The organism is Inquilinus sp., assembly GCF_039594555.1.
Lineage (GTDB): Bacteria > Pseudomonadota > Alphaproteobacteria > DSM-16000 > Inquilinaceae > Inquilinus.
The window spans coordinates 1-16843 of the sequence record NZ_JBCNNF010000125.1; the positions used below are offsets into that span (position 1 = coordinate 1).

At 69.4% G+C, this 16843-nt stretch carries 16 protein-coding genes and 1 pseudogene; 10 read left to right on the forward strand and 7 right to left on the reverse strand.

Annotated elements, in window-relative coordinates:
* The 3 genes and pseudogenes from ABDW35_RS15225 to ABDW35_RS15235 form a co-directional block, all read right to left on the reverse strand.
* A pseudogene (locus ABDW35_RS15225) lies at nucleotides 1-601 on the reverse strand (exo-alpha-sialidase); the annotation flags it as partial.
* 121 nt (nucleotides 602-722) lie between these two features.
* Complete coding sequence (gene purU / locus ABDW35_RS15230; RefSeq protein ID WP_343714727.1) at nucleotides 723-1577, reverse strand: formyltetrahydrofolate deformylase; 855 nt, start codon at nucleotides 1575-1577, stop codon at nucleotides 723-725.
* 143 nt (nucleotides 1578-1720) lie between these two features.
* Nucleotides 1721-2125, reverse strand: a complete 405-nt coding sequence (locus ABDW35_RS15235; RefSeq protein ID WP_343714728.1) for a VOC family protein — start codon at nucleotides 2123-2125, stop codon at nucleotides 1721-1723.
* 175 nt (nucleotides 2126-2300) lie between these two features.
* Between ABDW35_RS15235 and ABDW35_RS15240 the strand changes: the two genes are divergently transcribed.
* From ABDW35_RS15240 to ABDW35_RS15270, 7 genes are all read left to right on the forward strand, one after another.
* Nucleotides 2301-3506 (forward strand): Tm-1-like ATP-binding domain-containing protein, encoded by a 1206-nt coding sequence (locus ABDW35_RS15240; RefSeq protein ID WP_343714729.1) that lies wholly within the window; start codon nucleotides 2301-2303, stop codon nucleotides 3504-3506.
* Between the two features lie 10 nt (nucleotides 3507-3516).
* A complete protein-coding gene (locus tag ABDW35_RS15245; protein WP_343714730.1) occupies nucleotides 3517-4347 on the forward strand; it encodes a phosphoenolpyruvate hydrolase family protein in 831 nt (276 codons plus the stop codon).
* Nucleotides 4348-4418: 71 nt separating this feature from the next.
* A complete protein-coding gene (locus tag ABDW35_RS15250; RefSeq protein WP_343714731.1) occupies nucleotides 4419-4856 on the forward strand; it encodes an SRPBCC family protein in 438 nt (145 codons plus the stop codon).
* Between the two features lie 71 nt (nucleotides 4857-4927).
* A complete protein-coding gene (locus tag ABDW35_RS15255; RefSeq protein ID WP_343714732.1) occupies nucleotides 4928-6253 on the forward strand; it encodes a YbiU family protein in 1326 nt (441 codons plus the stop codon).
* 119 nt (nucleotides 6254-6372) lie between these two features.
* On the forward strand, nucleotides 6373-6654 hold the full coding sequence (locus ABDW35_RS15260) for a hypothetical protein (RefSeq protein ID WP_343714733.1): 282 nt from the start codon (nucleotides 6373-6375) through the stop codon (nucleotides 6652-6654).
* Nucleotides 6615-7268, forward strand: a complete 654-nt coding sequence (locus ABDW35_RS15265; protein WP_343714734.1) for a methyltransferase domain-containing protein — start codon at nucleotides 6615-6617, stop codon at nucleotides 7266-7268. The genes ABDW35_RS15260 and ABDW35_RS15265 overlap by 40 nt, the downstream gene beginning before the upstream one ends.
* Before the next feature lie 272 nt (nucleotides 7269-7540).
* Nucleotides 7541-7717, forward strand: a complete 177-nt coding sequence (locus tag ABDW35_RS15270) for a hypothetical protein (protein WP_343714735.1) — start codon at nucleotides 7541-7543, stop codon at nucleotides 7715-7717.
* An 18-nt stretch (nucleotides 7718-7735) separates the two neighbouring features.
* Here the strand turns inward: ABDW35_RS15270 and ABDW35_RS15275 are convergent, their stop codons facing one another.
* On the reverse strand, nucleotides 7736-9061 hold the full coding sequence (locus ABDW35_RS15275; protein ID WP_343714736.1) for a sorbosone dehydrogenase family protein: 1326 nt from the start codon (nucleotides 9059-9061) through the stop codon (nucleotides 7736-7738).
* Nucleotides 9058-9513: a DUF2231 domain-containing protein gene (locus tag ABDW35_RS15280; protein WP_343714737.1), complete on the reverse strand. Its 456-nt coding sequence runs from the start codon at nucleotides 9511-9513 to the stop codon at nucleotides 9058-9060. Before ABDW35_RS15280 ends, ABDW35_RS15275 begins: the two co-directional genes overlap by 4 nt.
* Nucleotides 9514-9707: 194 nt before the next feature.
* On the opposite strand from ABDW35_RS15280, the gene ABDW35_RS15285 reads away from it, so the two are divergent.
* The 3 genes from ABDW35_RS15285 (at nucleotide 9708) to ABDW35_RS15295 (ending at nucleotide 12774) form a co-directional block, all read left to right on the forward strand.
* Entirely contained in the window at nucleotides 9708-11360 is a 1653-nt protein-coding gene (locus ABDW35_RS15285) for an SUMF1/EgtB/PvdO family nonheme iron enzyme (protein WP_343714738.1), read from the forward strand.
* A 37-nt stretch (nucleotides 11361-11397) separates the two neighbouring features.
* Nucleotides 11398-11892 (forward strand): hypothetical protein, encoded by a 495-nt coding sequence (locus tag ABDW35_RS15290; RefSeq protein ID WP_343714739.1) that lies wholly within the window; start codon nucleotides 11398-11400, stop codon nucleotides 11890-11892.
* A gap of 180 nt (nucleotides 11893-12072) precedes the next feature.
* Nucleotides 12073-12774, forward strand: a complete 702-nt coding sequence (locus tag ABDW35_RS15295; protein WP_343714740.1) for a hypothetical protein — start codon at nucleotides 12073-12075, stop codon at nucleotides 12772-12774.
* A 65-nt stretch (nucleotides 12775-12839) separates the two neighbouring features.
* Here ABDW35_RS15295 and ABDW35_RS15300 read toward each other — a convergent pair whose 3' ends face one another.
* The gene (locus tag ABDW35_RS15300; protein WP_343714741.1) at nucleotides 12840-13229 is read right to left on the reverse strand and encodes an SMI1/KNR4 family protein; all 390 of its coding nucleotides are present in this window, start codon (nucleotides 13227-13229) and stop codon (nucleotides 12840-12842) included.
* Complete coding sequence (locus ABDW35_RS15305; protein WP_343714742.1) at nucleotides 13226-16792, reverse strand: RHS repeat-associated core domain-containing protein; 3567 nt, start codon at nucleotides 16790-16792, stop codon at nucleotides 13226-13228. Before ABDW35_RS15305 ends, ABDW35_RS15300 begins: the two co-directional genes overlap by 4 nt.
* Nucleotides 16793-16843: the final 51 nt, after the last annotated feature.

A 16843-nucleotide genomic window follows, 5' to 3' on the forward strand; every position in this document is an offset into this window, starting at 1 on the left:
TTCTTCCCGTATGGCAGGCGCCCCACGGGTACCCAGTTCTCCACGGGTAAGGTCCACAACGCCTGTTTTCATGCCTTGCTGCGCGTGTATCATCAATGTACCCGGCGGCGGAGATGCCGACCCAGATCTTGCCCGGGTCGTGCGGATGCAGCACCAGCGAATGCAGGATCAGCCCGGCGCCGCCCGGGTTCCATTCCGGCCGGGTCGGGTGGCGCTGCAGCCCCTCGACATGGCTCCAGGATTGCCCCCAGTCGTCGCTGGTGAACAGGCCGGCCGGCTGCACCCCGGCATAGACCCGCCCGTCGCGCACGCCCAGGCTCCACACCGCCTTGATCGGCTCCTGCCCCTCGGCATAGGCGAGGCCTTCGCTGGAATGGGTCCAGCTCTCGCCGAGATCGGTGGATTTCCAGACGGCGGGGCCGAACCACTCGTTGCCGCCGGCGCCGTAGATGGTGCCCGAGGCCGGGTCGGCGACGACATGGTTGATCGGCCAGGTCTCGCAGAACGGGCCGCGCAGCTGCCAGGACCGGCGCGCCGCATCGCTCTCGGCGATGAACGCGCCCTTCTTGGTCCCGATCAGGACCAGGATGCGGTGTGCCATGTTCGTGTCTCCCTCGCCCCGCCGGACCGGTTGTTATGGTTTGGTCCGGCGGATCCCATATTTAACTTTTCAGTTAAGTTATGGCAGGAGACGGGCGCCTGTCAAACCGGCGCGAAGCCGGTCACTTGAAGACGACGGTCTTCGGCCCGTTCAGCAGCACGCGGTGTTCGCAGTGGTACTTCAGGGCGCGGGCCAGCACCACGCTCTCGACGTCACGGCCGGTGGCGACCCAGTCATCGGCCGTGGCGGTGTGGTCGACCCTGACCACGTCCTGCTCGATGATCGGGCCTTCGTCGAGGTCGTCGGTGACGTAGTGCGAGGTGGCGCCGATCAGCTTTACGCCGCGGGCATGGGCCTGGTGGTACGGCTTGGCGCCCTTGAAGCTGGGCAGGAAGGAGTGGTGGATGTTGATCACCCGCCCTTCCATCTTCCGGCACAGATCGGTGGACAGCACCTGCATGTAGCGGGCCAGGACGACGAGGTCGATCTTCTCCTCATCCACCAGGTCCAGCAGCCGCCGCTCCTGCTGCGCCTTGTTGTCCCGGGTCACCGGCAGGTGGTGGAACGGGATGCCGGCGGCGGCGACGCGCTGGTAGCTGTCGCGGTGGTTCGAGACCACCGCCGGGATCTCCAGCGGCAGCGCCCCGATCTGCACCCGGTACAGCAGGTCGACCAGGCAGTGGTCGAACTTCGAGACCATGATCAGGGCGCGGATCTTGCGGTCGGCGTCATGCAGCTCCCAATCCATGCCGTAGTCGTGGCCGATCGGCGAGAAGCCCTCGCGCAGGGCGTCGAGGTCGGCCGAGCCCTCCACCGCCTCGGCCACCACCCGCATGAAGAAGCGGCCAGTGTCGCGGTCGAAGAACTGCGCGCTCTCGAGGATGTTGAGGCCGGAGCGGAACACGAAATCCGAGATCCGGGCGACGATGCCGGGGACGTCGGTGCAGGAGAGCTTGAGGATCAGCCGTTTCGCCATGATGCCGCGTCGTCTCGCTGAGGGGCCGGGGTCCGGCCGTGTGCCAATGACCGACACCTAGCACGGCCCCAGCCCCCGGCTGCGGCTTGATTGCGACGGCGGAATGCCTGGAGCCGACGCGGCAGGCCCCTCCGCCACCCCGACTACTCCCGGTACGGCACCAGGTCGGGCGTGGTCCCGTCCTTGAAGTCGACATGGACGTGGTTGCCGTCGGGGTCGTGGAAATTGACCTGGACCAGCCCGCTGCGCGGCGGCCGGCCGATCTCCGTCTCGACGCCCAGGCCCTTCAGATGGGCCAGGAAGTCCTCCAGCTTGCCGCTGCTCTGGAAGGCGAAATGCGACAGCTGCACCTGGTCCGGATGCGGCTGCTCCTTCACCCCGACCAGATGCACCACCGCCTGGTCGCCGAGATACAGCCAGGCGCCGGGGAACGGGAAGTCCGGGCGCCGCCCGGCCTCGAGGCCTAGCGCGTCGCGGTAGAAGCGGATCAGCCGCTTCAGATCGGCGGTCCAGATGTTGACGTGGTCCAGTCGCGTCAGGCTGGTCATGGGCGCTCTCCCGGCTGAGTCCTTCGATGCTTGCCGCCAGCATAGACCCGGGTTGTCGGACAAAAGAAGCCGGAACCTGCGCCCGCGACCCCTTGCGCCAGAGGCCACCGCGGGGTGAAAACCGGAGGCAAGAACCGGCGCCACGATGCCGGCGGCCACCAGGGAAGGATGCGCCATGAAGGCCTATGTCATCGGGACCTGCGACACCAAGGGCCGCGAGCTGGCCTATGTGAAGGGGCTGATCGAGGCGCGCGGCGTCCCGGCGGTGCTGGTCGATGTCGGCACCGGATCCGGCGGCCCCACGCCCGGAGTCGCGGTCGATGTCACCGCCCGCGAGGTGGCGCTGCACCATCCCGGCGGCATCGATGCGGTGTTCAGCGACGACCGCGGCCGCGCGGTCGGGTCGATGGCGGAGGCGCTGCGCGGCTTCCTGGGCAGCCGGGCGGATGTCGGCGGCGTCATCGGCCTGGGCGGGTCCGGCGGCACGGCGCTGGCCACCCCGGCCATGCGCGACCTGCCGGTCGGGGTGCCGAAGATCATGGTGTCGACCGTGGCCTCCGGCAATGTGGCGCCCTATGTCGGGCCGGCCGACATCATGATGATGTACTCGGTGACCGACGTGTCCGGGATCAACCGCATCTCCCGCGCCGTGCTGGGCAATGCCGCGGAGGCGCTGGCCGGGATGGTGGCGCATCCGCCGCCGCGCAGCGAGGCCGACAAGCCGGCCCTGGGCCTGACCATGTTCGGCGTCACCACACCCTGTGTCGAGCAGGTCAGCCGCGCCTTCCGGGACGAGTACGACTGCCTGGTGTTCCACGCCACCGGCACCGGCGGCCGGTCGATGGAGAAGCTGGTCGAGTCCGGCCTGATCGGCGGCGTCATCGACATCACCACCACCGAGATCTGCGACCTGCTGTTCGGCGGCGTCCTGGCCTGCGGCGAGGACCGCTTCGACAGCATCATCCGCACCCGCGTGCCCTATGTCGCCTCCTGCGGTGCGCTCGACATGATCAATTTCGGAGCGAAGGAGACGGTCCCGGAGAAGTTCCTGAGCCGCAACCTTTACGTCCACAACCCGCAGGTCACGCTGATGCGGACGACGGTGGAGGAGAATGTCGAGATGGGCCGCTGGATCGGCGCCAAGCTGAACCGGATGGACGGGCCGGTGCGTTTCCTGATCCCGGAGGGCGGGGTGTCGCTGATCGACGCGCCGGGCCAGCCCTTCCACGACCCGGCCGCCGACGAGGCGCTGTTCCAGGCGCTGGAGGCGACGGTGCAGCAAACCCCGAACCGCCGGCTGATCCGCCTGCCCCACGCCCTGAATGACCCCGAATTCGCGGCCGCGCTGGTGCGCGAGTTCCGCGCCATCGCCCACCACTGAGGATCTTCCCATGGCCCGCTTCGCCCGAGCCGACCTCCTGGCCAAGTTCCGCCGCATGGTCGAACGGCGCGAGCCGATCGTCGGCGGCGGCGCCGGCACCGGCCTGTCCGCCAAATGCGAGGAGGCCGGCGGCATCGACCTGATCGTGATCTACAATTCCGGCCGCTACCGCATGGCCGGGCGCGGCTCCCTCGCCGGCCTCCTGGCCTATGGCAACGCTAATGAGATCGTGGTCGAGATGGCGCGCGAGGTGCTGCCGGTGGTGAAGAAGACCCCGGTCATCGCCGGGGTCAACGGCACCGACCCGTTCCTCCTCACGGACCATTTCCTGGCCCAGCTCAAGGCCATGGGCTTCGCCGGGGTGCAGAACTTCCCCACCGTCGGGCTGATCGACGGCACCTTCCGCCAGAACCTGGAGGAGACCGGGATGGGCTATGGGCTCGAGGTCGAGATGATCGCCCGGGCCCATGCGCTGGACCTGCTGACCACGCCCTACGTGTTCTCGGCCGAAGAAGCTGTGGCGATGGCCGAGGCCGGGGCCGACATCATCGTGCCGCATATGGGCCTGACCACCGGCGGCGCGATCGGCGCCGAGACCACCAAGACGCTGGACGATTGCATCGCCCTGATCGACGACTGGGCCGCGGCGGCGCTGGCGGTGCGGCCCGACATCATCGTGCTGTGCCACGGCGGCCCAATCGCGATGCCGGAGGACGCGGCCTATGTCCTGCAGCGCTGCCGCCACTGCCACGGCTTCTATGGCGCCAGCTCGATGGAGCGCCTCCCCACCGAGCAGGCCCTGACCGCCCAGACCCGCGCCTTCAAGCAGGTCTCGTTCTAAGGGGCGAAGGTCTTTTCGCCCGGTTTCCCGTAAGCTCGCAGCCAAACACCGCCCCAGGAGGAGACGCCGTCATGATCCGAGTGACCACCAGCAGCGTGATCAACGCCCCGGTCGACACCGTGTGGCAGGCGATCCGGGACTTCAACGACCTGCCCGGCTGGCATCCCCGCATTGCCGAGAGCCGGGTCGAGGATGGCGGCCCGTCGGACCGGGTCGGCTGCGTCCGCGCCATGGTCCTGGCCGGCGGCGGGGCGATCCGCGAGAGGCTGCTGGCGCTGTCCGACGACGAGCATTGGGTCCGCTACGCGATCCTGGAGTCGCCGATGCCGGTGAAGAACTACGTCGCCACGCTGCGGCTGCTGCCGATCAGCGACGGCGACCGCAGCTTCGCCGAATGGAGCGCCGAGTTCGACGTGCCGGCGGACCAGGAGGATACGATGCGCCAGACCATCGGCCAGGGCGTGTTCCAGACCGGCTTCGATTCGCTGAAGCAGCGCTTCGGCGGCTGAGCCGCCGTCTTTACGCCGCCGCGCGCCGGGTGCAGGGTGCCCGCCGATGAAACCGGGCGTCGGACGGGGCCATGACCGAGATCGATGACACCGCGCAGGTGCGCGCGGTGAAGCAGGAGTTGCGCAGCGCGATCGGCGATGTCGCCGGGGTGTGGCGGCGGCTGGAGGATGCGGTGCGGCGCGAGGCCGACGCCATCCGCGAGATCGACGCCCGGGGCCAATCGCCGGTGCCTGTGGTGCGCTTCAGCGACATCGTCGGCAACACCGTCCCGGCCGAGACGGTGGCGGAGATCCGCCGCTGCGGCACGGCCCTGATCCGCGGCACGGTCGACCGCGACCAGATCACCCGCTGGAACGACGCGGTCGCCGCCTATATCGACGACAACGGCTATGCCGGCCAGAAGGACGACGGCAACCTGCAGAAGTACTTCGGCGGGTTGAGCGCCAAGACGCCGCAGATCTTCGCCATCTACTGGTCGCGGCCGCAGGTCGAGGCCCGGCAGCATCCGAACATGGCGGCAGCCCGGCGCTTCATGAACCGGCTGTGGCGCTTCTGCGACACCGGCGACGACGCTACCGCGAGCCGGTTCTTCTTCGACCCCGACCGAGAGGTCACCTATGCCGACAGGGTGCGCCGCCGCCAGCCGGGCGACACCACGCTGGGCCTGTCGCCGCACATGGATGGCGGGTCGATCGAGCGCTGGCTCGACCCCGGCTACCGCCGCGTCTACCGCAACGTCTTCAGCGGCAACTGGGACCAGCACGATCCGTTCGACGGCGAGTTCCGGACCGAGGCGCGGGAATTCCCGGCGCCGAACACCAGCACCTTCTTCCGCTCCTACCAGGGCTGGCTGGCCCTGACCGGCCAGGGCAGGAACGACGGCACGCTGCAGGTGGTGCCGATGATCCGGCATTCGGTGGCCTATCTGCTGCTGCGGCCGCTGCTGGACGACGTGCCGGAGGACATGATCTGCGGCGCCGCCCGCGGCAAGGCACAGGCGATCCTGCCGCAATGGCACCAGCCGCTGATCGATGCCCAGGTCTCGATCCCGTATGCCGAGCCGGGCGACACGGTGTGGTGGCACCCGGACTGCATCCATGCCGTCGGCGACGAGCATCGCGGCACCGACTATTCCAACGTCATGTTCATCGGCGCCGGCCCGCTCTGTGCCAAGAACGCGGAATACGCCGCCCGGCAGCGCGACCGCTTCCTGGCCGGCGAGACACCGCCCGACTTCTCGCCCGAGCATCGCGAGCGCGCCTATCGCGACCGCGGCACCGAGGCCGACCTGACCGATCTCGGCCGCCGCCAGCTGGGGCTGGAGGCCTGGCCGACCGACGGCGCCTCCCCCGCCCGCGCCGCGCTGATCCGCGAGGCCGCCGCGGCGGCTGGATGACACGGTCAGGGAGCCGGCCTTAATTCGCGGTAAGGCGAAGGGCCGATCGACGGGGATGTCCGTTATCGCCGTGACACTCCGGGCCTCTGCAGGCCCGAACTCACGACACGGACATCTCGATGCCGCACACTGCACTGCCCCTGCTCCGGATCGCGGCTGCTGCCGCCGCGGTCGCCACCCTGGCCGGCTGCGTCGCCTACCCCGCTTATCCCGTGCGCCCACGCCCCGTCGCCGTCGCGCCGGCCCCGGTCGTGGTCGAGCCGGCGGCGCCGCCGCCCGGAGTCGTCTATGTCCAGCCGGTCGGCATCGCCCCGGCGCCCGGCTATCTCTGGCGCTACCATCGGGTCTATGGCTGGGGCTGGTGGCACCCGCATTACGGCTGGCGCGCCGGCTGGCGCTGAGCGCATCGCGGAAGGGGGAGCAGCCGGTGTCGGACTGGGCCGGGGACAATGATCCGGAGGAGCGCCGCCGCGCCACCATCGCGGCGGCGAAGACGCGGTCGACGCTGATCGACCGCTGGTCGCGGGAGGATGTCGGCAAGCTCGAAAGCTGGGCCGAGCGGGCACGGGCCGCGGCCGTCCATGCCCGCCCCGGAATGCGAGTGCTGGATATCGGCTGCGGCGCCATGGCGCTGGAGGGGCTGCTGCCGGAGGGCTGCACCTACCTGCCGATGGACTGCGTGGCCCGCGACGACCGCACCATCATCCGCGACCTGAACCGCGAGCCCTTTCCGGAGGTCGAGGCCGACATGGCCTTCGGCCTCGGCGTGCTGGAATATCTCTACGACGTGCCGCGCTTCCTGCGGCAGCTGCGCATGGCGGTGCCCCGCGCGCTGCTGAGTTATCATCCGCTGGACCGCAACATCGGCCGCGACCGCTGGTCGCTCGGCTGGGTCAACGCGCTGAACTCGGTCGAGCTCGCAGCCCTGCTGCGCCATGCCGGCTTCAGGAGCGTCGAGGTCGTGCCCTACAAGCCGAAGCTGCTGTTCTACTTGGTCGAGCGCGCGCCCTCCTAGGTCGGAACCGACACGGAAGCTTCGCCGCGGCTCCGGTGTCGCGGGCTCCAGCCGCCTGCTCTGAAGCGGCCGGCCGGTCGCTCTTCCTCCCGTTCCAGATCGCTTCCGGACTCGACTCCGGCGCCGTTCTCGGTTAGAACAAAACACGAACAAAACACATCAGCGAGAATTCGATGGCCGCGAGACCCGCCGCGACGATGCCCCTGGAGTCGCTGTCCCGAATCCGCCCCGTCAGCCCCGTCCGTCCCAGCTTCCGAGGAGCCGTCCGCCCCATGCGTCCGATCCGGGACATCCGATCCCAGGCCGATCTCGAGGAGGCGGTTCGGCGCTGCGAGCTGCGCTGGCGCGCTTTGGAGCAGGGCCTGCGCGAAGACGAGATCGCGGCGCTGCTGTCGCTCGGCCTGGACCGGGCGGAGGCGCAGCTGCGCGCCCCCGGCCCGCATGAGTGAAACAGGAGAGCGCCGAGGCTACCGGCCGGCCGCCGTGACCCGCCACACTGTGTTGCCGACATCGTCGGCGATCAGTAGCGCGCCGGACTTGTCGACCGCGACGCCGACCGGCCGGCCGCGCGCCTCGCCATCCGCGTTCAGGAAGCCGGTGACCACGTCCTGCGCCTTGCCGTTCGGGCGCCCGCCGCTGAACGGGACGAACACGACCTTGTAGCCGTTGAATTCGCCCCGGTCCCAGCTGCCATGCTCGCCGACGAAGGCGCCGCCGCGATAGGTCTGCGGCAGCGCGTCCGCCGTGTAGAAGGCCATGCCGAGCGGCGCGACATGCGAGCTGAGCGCGTAGTCCGGAACGATTGCCTTCTCGACCAAATCGGGGCGCTGCGGCTGGACCCGCGGATCCAGATGCCGGCCGTAATAGCTGTAGGGCCAGCCATAGAAGCCGCCATCCTTCACCGAGGTCATGTAGTCCGGCACCAAGTTGGGCCCGAGCTCGTCGCGCTCGTTCACCACGGTCCATAGGGCGCCGCTCTCGGGCTCCCAGCTCAGCCCGTTCGGGTTGCGCAGGCCGGTGGCGAACAGGCGCCAGCGGCCGGTCTGCCGGTCGACCTCCCAGATGGCGGCGCGATTCCTCTCCGCCTCCATGCCGTTCTCGGACACGTTGCTGTTCGACCCGATGCCGACATACAGCAGCGACCCGTCCCGGCTGGCGACCAAGCTCTTGGTCCAATGATGGTCGATCGGGCCGCCCGGCAGCGGAGTCAGCAGCGTGCCGGGGGCCGTGATGCTGGTGCCGCCCTCGGTATAGGGAAAGCGCAGGATCGCATCGGTGTTGGCGACGTAGAGGTCGCCGCCGACCAGCGCCACGCCGAAGGGCGAGCTGAGATGGTCGATGAAGGTGCTGCGCGTCTCCGGCTTGCCGTCGCCATCGGCGTCGCGCAGCAGCGTGATCCGGTTGCTCGGCAGGTCGCCGCCGCCCGTCACCAGCGATTCGATCCAGCCCGTGACGATGCTCTTGGGGCGCCGGATCGGCTCGACCCCCGGCGGCTTGGATTCCACCACCAGGATGTCGCCGTTCGGCAGCACATAGAGCGAGCGCGGATGCTCGAGCCCGGTGGCCAGGGCCTCGATCTTGAGCCCGTTCGCCACGGTCGGGGTCTCGCCCTGCTTCCAGCCGACGACGGAGGCGAGATGCATCGGCGGGAACAGGTACTGCTGCGGCTCGGGGAGGACGGGGTTGGGCCCGACTTGGCTGCTGGTGTCGAACTCCTCCTCGTTGCAGGCGGCGAGGGCGAACGCGGCGACCAGCGCCAGCGCCAGGCGCGTCGAGGTCGTGAAGCCGGTCATCGCTCTGCCACTCCCACGCCGTGGCGGTAGATCATCGACCAGCCCATCCAGCCGGTGAACAGCAGGACCAGGACGACCGCCGCCGAGAGGATCAGCCCCCAGGGCACCACCGAGGTCCAGGCGTCGCGGGTATGGATGAGCATGTTCAGGGTCGCCAGGACCAGCACCACCGCGTTGCCGATCGCGTGCGGCCATGCCGGCGGCCGGGCTCGGATCCGGCGGTTGCCGAGGAAGTCGGTCAGGCCGGCGATGGCGGCGAGAAAGCCCATGATCACCCCGACCGTGACCAGCCAGGCGGAGAAGTCGGCCCACATCATCTCGGCCGTGCGCCAATAGGTGATGTCGGTCAGCAGCGTGCCGACGAAGCACGTGATCGGCACCGGCACCAGCATGACGTGGATCGGATGGCCGGCGATACGGGCGGTCGGGCGAAGATCGTCTCTGGCGGACATCGCGATATCCCGCGGCGGCAAGGATGCAGTCCTAGGGCAACGGCGCCTGGAGCCGGGCCGTTCCCACCGGACGGCCCGCCCCGACTGGCTCGCCGGCCGCGGGCGCCGCCTTCCGCGGCCGCGGAATTTGCGCGTTTCGGCGCGCGGGAATGCAGGTATACCGCGGGGATCATTCCCAGCAGGCGGATCATCACATGCCTGGATTCTCGCAAGCCGCCATGCGCCTGGCCGGCCGCTGCCGGACAGCCGCCGTTCTCGCCGCCGCCGCGCTCCTGCCCGGCGCCGCCGGCCAGGCGCAGCAGCCGGCCGGGGCGGCCTGGGACCAATCCTATATCGACCCCCATCCCGCCGAGGGCGACCTGGTGCTGCCGATGCCGTGCGGCGGAGCCATGGCCTTTCGCCGGGTCGAGGTGGAAAGCGGCGGCTGGCTGAACGACATGCAGGTCACGCTCGGCGGCTCCGACCCTAGCCTGGGGGTGGTCGACGACCGCCGGTCCGCCAACATCGCCGGTGCCTTCACCCCCACGGGCGACCAGACCCGGCGCTACTATTATGTCGGCAAGTACGAGGTGACCCGCTCGCAGTACCAGGCGCTGGCCGGCGACTGCAGGGCGCCGACGATGCAGGGCCGCGAACCGGTGGTCGACATCTCCTGGTTCGACGGCCTGACCTTCTCCGAGCGCTACACCGAATGGCTGATGGCCAATGCCCGCGACAAGCTGCCGAAGGAGGGCGAGCTGTCCGGCTATCTGCGCCTGCCGACCGAGGCGGAGTGGGAGTTCGCGGCCCGCGGCGGCATGGCGGTCCCGGCCCTCGACTTCGCCGGCGACCGGCCGCCGATGCCGGAGGGCGGCCCGACCGCCTATGTCTGGTTCCAGGGCAGCCAGTCGGCGGCCGGGCGGATCCACCCGGTCGGGCTGCTGAAGCCCAACCCGCTCGGCCTCTACGACATGCTGGGCAACGCCTCGGAGATGATGTTCGAGCCGTTCCGCCTGAACCGTCGCGGCCGGCTGCACGGCCAGGCCGGCGGCTTCATCATCCGCGGCGGCGACTTCCTGACCCCGCTCGACCAGATCCGCAGCGCCACCCGGACCGAGCTGCCCTATTTCTCCGAGCGCAGCGGCGGGGCGACCACGCTGCGCCAGGTCGGCATGCGGCTGGTGATCGCCGCCCCGGCGATCGTCTCGGCCGAGCGGCTGGCCGCGCTGCAGAAGGAGTACGAGGCCCTGCCCGCCCCGGATTCCGGCCAGGCCACGGCGCGGCAGGAGGCCAACGCCATCCGCGACCTCGACACCACCGCCCAGACGACGCTGGATGCGGATCTGCGGTCGCGGCTGCAGCGGATCTCGCGCGACCTGCGCGACGCCATCAGCGAGCGCAACGACGCGCGCGACCGCGCCATCCGCCTGATGATCAGCCAGGGCGCCTTCTTCGGCAACAAGCTGCGGACCGACCAGCTGCGGCTGGACAGTGTCGGCAAGGCGATCGACGAGGTGGCCCGGCCGGCGCTGGAGGAGATGCACCGCCGTCTCGACGGCGACCCGAACGGCGCCGACACGCTGGCCAAGGCGGAACAGCAGGTTGCGACGATGGAATCGCAGCGCACGTCGCTGCAGGGCGAGGTCAAGCAGTCGCTGGACAGCTATGCCGATGCGGTGTTCACGGTGGCGGGCGACTATTCCCCGGAAATCATCCAGCAGCAGTTCGATTTGCTGAAGACGGAGCTCGATGCCCGAAAAGCGTCCGATCTGGTCCCTTATGCTGCCTTATTTGTGAAGCACATGGAATACTACCGCCAACAGGGCAAGGCCGACACCGAGGCCTGGATGCGGGACCTGACCCGCTAGCGTCCGCGGGGCGCCGACAGCCAGAAGGACCACGCCCATGACGACATCCCGGCTTCTGCCCCTCGCGGCGACGCTCATCCTCGCGGCCTGCGCCGGCACCGGCGACCCGCATGACGGCGGCTTCATCACCGGCGTCAGCAACCTGGTCTCCGGCGGCTATCAGGACCGGATCGACCAGCGCGAGGCGCAGGTCTCCTCGCTGAATGCGGAGCAGGCGCAGCTCCGCGCCCGGGCCGACGCGATCCGGCAGGAGCAGTCCCAGGTCGACCGCGACCTGGCGGCCGCCCGCGGCCGCCTGTCCCAGCTGGACCGCCGCATCGCAGCCCTGCGCAGCCGCGTGTCGGCCGCGGATGCGGCGCGGCTGTCCGATGCCGAGAAGCGGCTGCAGAAGGCCCGCCTGACGGCGGACCAGGCGTCCAACCCCGGACGCCCCGCCGCCGCCCGCGCCGCCGATGTGGCCGACCTGCAGCAGGTGCTGGATTCGGTCGGCGGCCTGGTCGACGGCATCGCGCGGAACGCCCCGCCGACCTAGGTCGGCGATCCTGATGCTGCAGCCCTGCAAGCAATGGGGCGCGATCCGGGCGGCGGCATGGTTGACGAAACGAAAACACCTGATAGTAGGATAAAATTCGTTAGATCCTGCTCCACTACGACATTTCAGCCGGAGGGAACCGTTGTGAAGAAACCGATCGTTGTATTGTTGGCATGCGCGATGCTGGCCGCCTGCGGCTCCCTGGGCGGCACCACCGACCCGTCGAAGCTTGCCTCCGGCGCGACCGCGGACAACACCGCCCGCACGCCGGAGCAGAAGAGGCTGCGCGAGCAGACCGACACCTCGACCAAGACCATCGTCGAAGGCGCCGCGGTGGGGGCCGCCGCCGGTCTGGCCGGCGCGGCGATCGCCGACCTCGCCGGCGCCAAGGTGGATGCCGGCACCTATGCCATCGCGGCCGCCGGCGGCGCCGCTCTGGGCGGCCTGGCCGGCGCCTATGTCGACCAGAAGCAGAAGGAATACGCCAATCTCGAGGATCAGCTCGATTCCGTGATTGCCGATGCCAAGACGAAGAACGCGCAGGCCAAGGACCTGACCGCGACCATGCAGACGGTGCTGGACCAGCACAAGCGCGAGCTGACCCGGCTGCGCGCCGGCGTGAAGAAGGGCACGGCCACCCAGGCCGAGCTGGACACCGAGCTGGCCTCCGCCCGCGCCGACAAGGACGTGATGGACAAAGCGGTGGCCGGCACCCGCGAGAACCTGAAGATCTTCACCGACGCCCGCACCTCGTTCCAGTCCAAGGCGACGACGGCCCAGGACCGGTCGCGCGTCGGCCAGCTGGACCGCGAGATCCGCACCCTAAGCGGGCGGGTCGACACCATGTCCGGCGTCGTCGACAATCTGAGCCGGCGGATCTGAGGGCTCGGCCTTTCATCGCCGGACGGCACGGTTCAAGGGGCTGCCATTGCGCAGCCCCTTTTTCGTCAATCCTCATCCCCGGCCTGGAATTCGGCCGCCTCGATCTCGGTGTTCTGCAGCCATTTCTGGAAATTCTCCGCGTCCCCCCGCAATTCCCAGCCGGGGGAACAGAACGCGTGGATATAGAGCACCTTCGGGTCCCCCGACATATCCGAGCCGTCAAAGCAGGCGACGTCGTCGGAACCGCCATGCTTGGCGAAGGGCACCAGGCTGCGTGAGGGGAACTGCTGGCGCAACGTGGCGGCCCAGTAGTTCGCACGATCCTTGTAGGGAGCCAGCCACCACCATGGATCGATCTCGGGCAGGCCCTTCGCCAGCAGCTCCAGATAGGATGCCGGGAGCTTGAAGCCGTCCGGCAACGGGTAGTCTTCGAACAGATAGGGTCCGGCGGTCATTCCGTGGGCTTCCCACTGAGACGGGGCAATTCGTCCGATCCAAAGGGCGTCTTCTTGCCGAAGCCGCCCGACTGCTTGTCGATCCGCATCTTGATGGCTTCACCCCATGTGGTCGGGACCTTGTCCTTCACCGCAAACCGCTCGGCTTCGGCTTGGGTGAGCGGGGCGTCGTAGTCTCGCAAATTGGCCTGCACCTCTGTGCCGGTCTCGCGTGCGGCCCTGATTCGGGTGTTGTCCATGCTGGTCAGTCGCCCGTCGGGCATCCGGACCGCGTCGACGGGGTCGCCCTTCCAGCCGTTGGTCTCCATGCTCGCCTTGAGATCGTCGTAGGTGTACTTGGCGCCGGTGGCCCGATCCACCTTGTTATAGGCGACTGAATTCTGCGAGAAGCGGACCTCGTCCGCAGCGACACCCTCCGTTCCCCCCGTCAACCCGCATTCCGCAGTGAGCCCGAGCGGGTCGACCCAGTTGATCGGGTTCGGCGCATAGGCCGAGATGTTGGCCCCGCCTCGCAACCCGACTGGGTCCTGCTGCAGGAAGCGACCCTCGCTGGGGGCGTAGTAGCGGAACCGGTTGTAGTGCAGCCCGGTCTCGACGTCGTGATACTGCCCCTGGAAGCGTAACGGGTTCGGCACCGCCCCGACCGCCACGGCGGCGACCGCACCCCAGGCCTTCAGATCCGCCTGCCAGACGACCGTACCGTCATCCCCCGTCAGCTCCTGCGGGGTGCCGAGCCGATCGCAATGATAGTGGTAGACGACCCCGGTTTCGTCGGCCGCCGAGCGCCGCACCTGGGCCAGCGGACGGAAGGTTCCGGGCTCGAACAGATAGACAGTCGCGCAGGGATCGGACGGCATCTCACCCGGCGCCGCTTCCGCCTCGGCCAGCAGGCGGTTTCCCGTCCAGAGGAATGATGTCTGCCCTTCCGTCAGCTGCGGCTCGCCGGCCTCCGGCGCGTTCGCTGCGGGCGGCCCCCAGCTTCGCGTCTCCTTTCGGATTCGGCGGCCGAGCGCATCATAGGCAAACCGTGTTTCCCGCCGGCCCAGCCGGCTGGACTCGACGACCGAGACCAGCTGGTTGTCCGGACCGTATTCGTACAGAACCTCGACGCCGCCCCGGGCGCCGCGGGTCTCGCGCACGCGGTTGCCGCAGGCGTCATGTTCGAAATGCCGATCGCCATGGACCAGCAGCCGATCGCCGCGGGCCGAACCGCTCGGAAGATCCTCGCCGGTCCCCGATGCCAGGATGTTCCCGGCCGGATCGACGACGAACTCCTCCGGCTGGTCGCCCGTGACCTGCAGCAGCCGCTCGGCGGCGTCGTATCTGTAGTTCCGGACACCCCGGCGCCAGTCGCCGATCGACACCACGAGGTCGGCCGGATCATAGCGATACCAGCGGCCCAGCACCGGCTTCGAGGCATCGCCCTCCTTCCACGCGCTCTGCCGGGTCAGGCGGCCCTGGGGATCGTATTCGGTGACGGATTTGAGGGCGCCGGCCTGACGACCGATCTCGCGGCCGGCGGCGTCCCGCCGGATCTCCGCCACAAGCCGATCCGCGAAGCCGACCCGGTCGAAACGCCCGGTATCGTCATAGCCGATCGTGACCTCCCGCCCGTCCGGGAGCATGGTGGCCATGGGGCGCCCCCGGCCGTCGTAGCGGTGGCGGAGGACCTGGTCGTCCTGATGCTCCTCCAGCAGGTCGCCGGCAGGACCGTAGACGAAGCGAATCGTCCGATCCGGATTGACCGCCCGGGACAGCCGCCCGGCCTCGTCATAGCCGAAGCTGTGCGCCGCACCGTCGCCGAAGCGCTTCTCCAGCAGCCGCCCCGTCGCGTCGCGGCGGTAGGAGGTCGTCCTGAGCCCGCCATCCCGGTGCCAGGCGAGATGACCGCGCGCGTCGTAGCCGTACCGCTGCTCACGCCCATCGAACCCGACTTCGCGGATCAGCCGCCCCAGCAGGTCGTATTCGAGCCCATAGGCCTCACCCTTCTGGTTGGTGAGCCCGACCAGATTGAGTTCGCCGTCGTAGCTGTAGGTGAAGACACCGCCATCCGCATCCACCCGGCGGACCGGGAACGGCAGGCCATTGTAGGTCCAGGCCGTCTCCCGCCCCGCCGCGTTCCGGTGACGGATGATCCGGCCTTCGGGGTCATAGGACAGCGCGATGGTGCCGCCATCCGGCCGCAGGATCTCGGTCACGCGGCCGGCATCGTCGCGCCGCAGCCGGGTGATGCCTTCTGCCGCCGTCTGGGCCGCGACCATGCGGCCAAGCGCGTCGTAGTCGAACCGCGTCCGCGGCCCGCGTTCGGTCGCTTCCCAGGACAGGTCGCCTGCGCCGGTCCAGCCGAAGCGGGCGACAAGCCCGACGCTGTCGGTGATCGCCAGCGTCAGGCCCCGCAGATCGCGGGTGTAACGCCGCTCGCGCCCTGCGGGATCAACATAGCGGGCGAGATTGCCGCGGGCGTCGTAATCGAAGAGGTGCCGTGCCCCGCCAGGCTCCTCGACCTCGGCCGGATTGCCGAAGCCAGGCTGCCGCAGCGCCTCCTGCCCGTCCGCCGCATAGCGGAGGCTCACGGCGCCGCCCATCGGATCCACCGACCGCGTCAGCCGGCCGAGGGCGTCGTACTCCCAGCTGGCCCGCCCGCCGGACGGGTTGATCGCCAGCACCGTCCGGCCGGCCTCGTCATAGTCGCGGGATATCCGGCCGCCGAGGGCGTCGACCTCGAGCGTGACGAGACCGATCTCGTTCCAGCGATAGGTAGTGGTGCCCCCTCGCCCATCCTGCACCGTCGTCCGGCGATTCGGCCCGTCATAGTCGAAACGGCAGCGGTAGAGATCGCCGTCGCCCCAAGTGTTGACGCAGCGGGCACCGACGCCGCGGGCCGGATCGTCCCACTCGAAGTGGAAGGACAGCCCGGCCGGACGGGTCTCGCGGACGATCAGGTCGCCGAGATACTCGTAGGAGAAGATGGAGCCGCCTGCGCGCCAAACCTGCAGCAGGTGACCGGCCGCGTCATAGCGATAGGCGGCAAGCCGGAGCTTGCCGTCACCTGACGGCGCCGGGGCGTCGATGGCCACGATCCGCCCCGCGGCGTCGGTCTCGACATCCAGGGCACGGCCGCCACTGTCGACGATGCGGCGCAGCCGGCCATCGGGACGACGCTCGATCGTGATGGCGTTGTCGTTCGCATCGGCGATGCGGACGAGGTGCAGCAGGCCGCTGGTCGCCGCGGTGAATTCGAAGCGCTGCCCGCCCGGGTCGGCAACCCAGAACCTCGTGCCGTCGACGTGGAGCGCCAGCCGCTCCGCCGCGTTGAACGACGGCGTGCCGGGCCGCGGCGGCTGGAACGGCACGTAGCGCCCGTCGGCATGGCGCAGGATGACCAGGCCGCGGCCTTCGCCCGACGGGATCAGCGCCATGTCCAAGGGGTGGTGCCAGCCGCGGCCGAGCTCGCCATCGATCGTCGAGCTCGAGATCCACAGCCGCGACCAGGTCAGCGGCAGCGCGCCGGGCAGCTCGAAGTCGGTCTCCTGCGTGACGAGTTCGCCGGTGGCGACATCGATCGGGTGGCCGCGGTAGACGCGGGGTCCGAGATTGTTGACTGCATACCCGCC

Excerpts from the sequence above, each read along its gene's own strand:
- purU (WP_343714727.1), bottom strand. The coding sequence starts at position 1,577 with ATGGCGAAACGGCTGATCCTCAAGCTCTCCTGCACCGACGTCCCCGGC.
- ABDW35_RS15235 (WP_343714728.1), bottom strand. The coding sequence starts at position 2,125 with ATGACCAGCCTGACGCGACTGGACCACGTCAACATCTGGACCGCCGAT.
- ABDW35_RS15240 (WP_343714729.1), top strand. The coding sequence starts at position 2,301 with ATGAAGGCCTATGTCATCGGGACCTGCGACACCAAGGGCCGCGAGCTG.
- ABDW35_RS15245 (WP_343714730.1), top strand. The coding sequence starts at position 3,517 with ATGGCCCGCTTCGCCCGAGCCGACCTCCTGGCCAAGTTCCGCCGCATG.
- ABDW35_RS15250 (WP_343714731.1), top strand. The coding sequence starts at position 4,419 with ATGATCCGAGTGACCACCAGCAGCGTGATCAACGCCCCGGTCGACACC.
- ABDW35_RS15255 (WP_343714732.1), top strand. The coding sequence starts at position 4,928 with ATGACCGAGATCGATGACACCGCGCAGGTGCGCGCGGTGAAGCAGGAG.
- ABDW35_RS15260 (WP_343714733.1), top strand. The coding sequence starts at position 6,373 with ATGCCGCACACTGCACTGCCCCTGCTCCGGATCGCGGCTGCTGCCGCC.
- ABDW35_RS15270 (WP_343714735.1), top strand. The coding sequence starts at position 7,541 with ATGCGTCCGATCCGGGACATCCGATCCCAGGCCGATCTCGAGGAGGCG.
- ABDW35_RS15275 (WP_343714736.1), bottom strand. The coding sequence starts at position 9,061 with ATGACCGGCTTCACGACCTCGACGCGCCTGGCGCTGGCGCTGGTCGCC.
- ABDW35_RS15280 (WP_343714737.1), bottom strand. The coding sequence starts at position 9,513 with ATGTCCGCCAGAGACGATCTTCGCCCGACCGCCCGTATCGCCGGCCAT.
- ABDW35_RS15285 (WP_343714738.1), top strand. The coding sequence starts at position 9,708 with ATGCCTGGATTCTCGCAAGCCGCCATGCGCCTGGCCGGCCGCTGCCGG.
- ABDW35_RS15290 (WP_343714739.1), top strand. The coding sequence starts at position 11,398 with ATGACGACATCCCGGCTTCTGCCCCTCGCGGCGACGCTCATCCTCGCG.
- ABDW35_RS15295 (WP_343714740.1), top strand. The coding sequence starts at position 12,073 with ATGCTGGCCGCCTGCGGCTCCCTGGGCGGCACCACCGACCCGTCGAAG.
- ABDW35_RS15300 (WP_343714741.1), bottom strand. The coding sequence starts at position 13,229 with ATGACCGCCGGACCCTATCTGTTCGAAGACTACCCGTTGCCGGACGGC.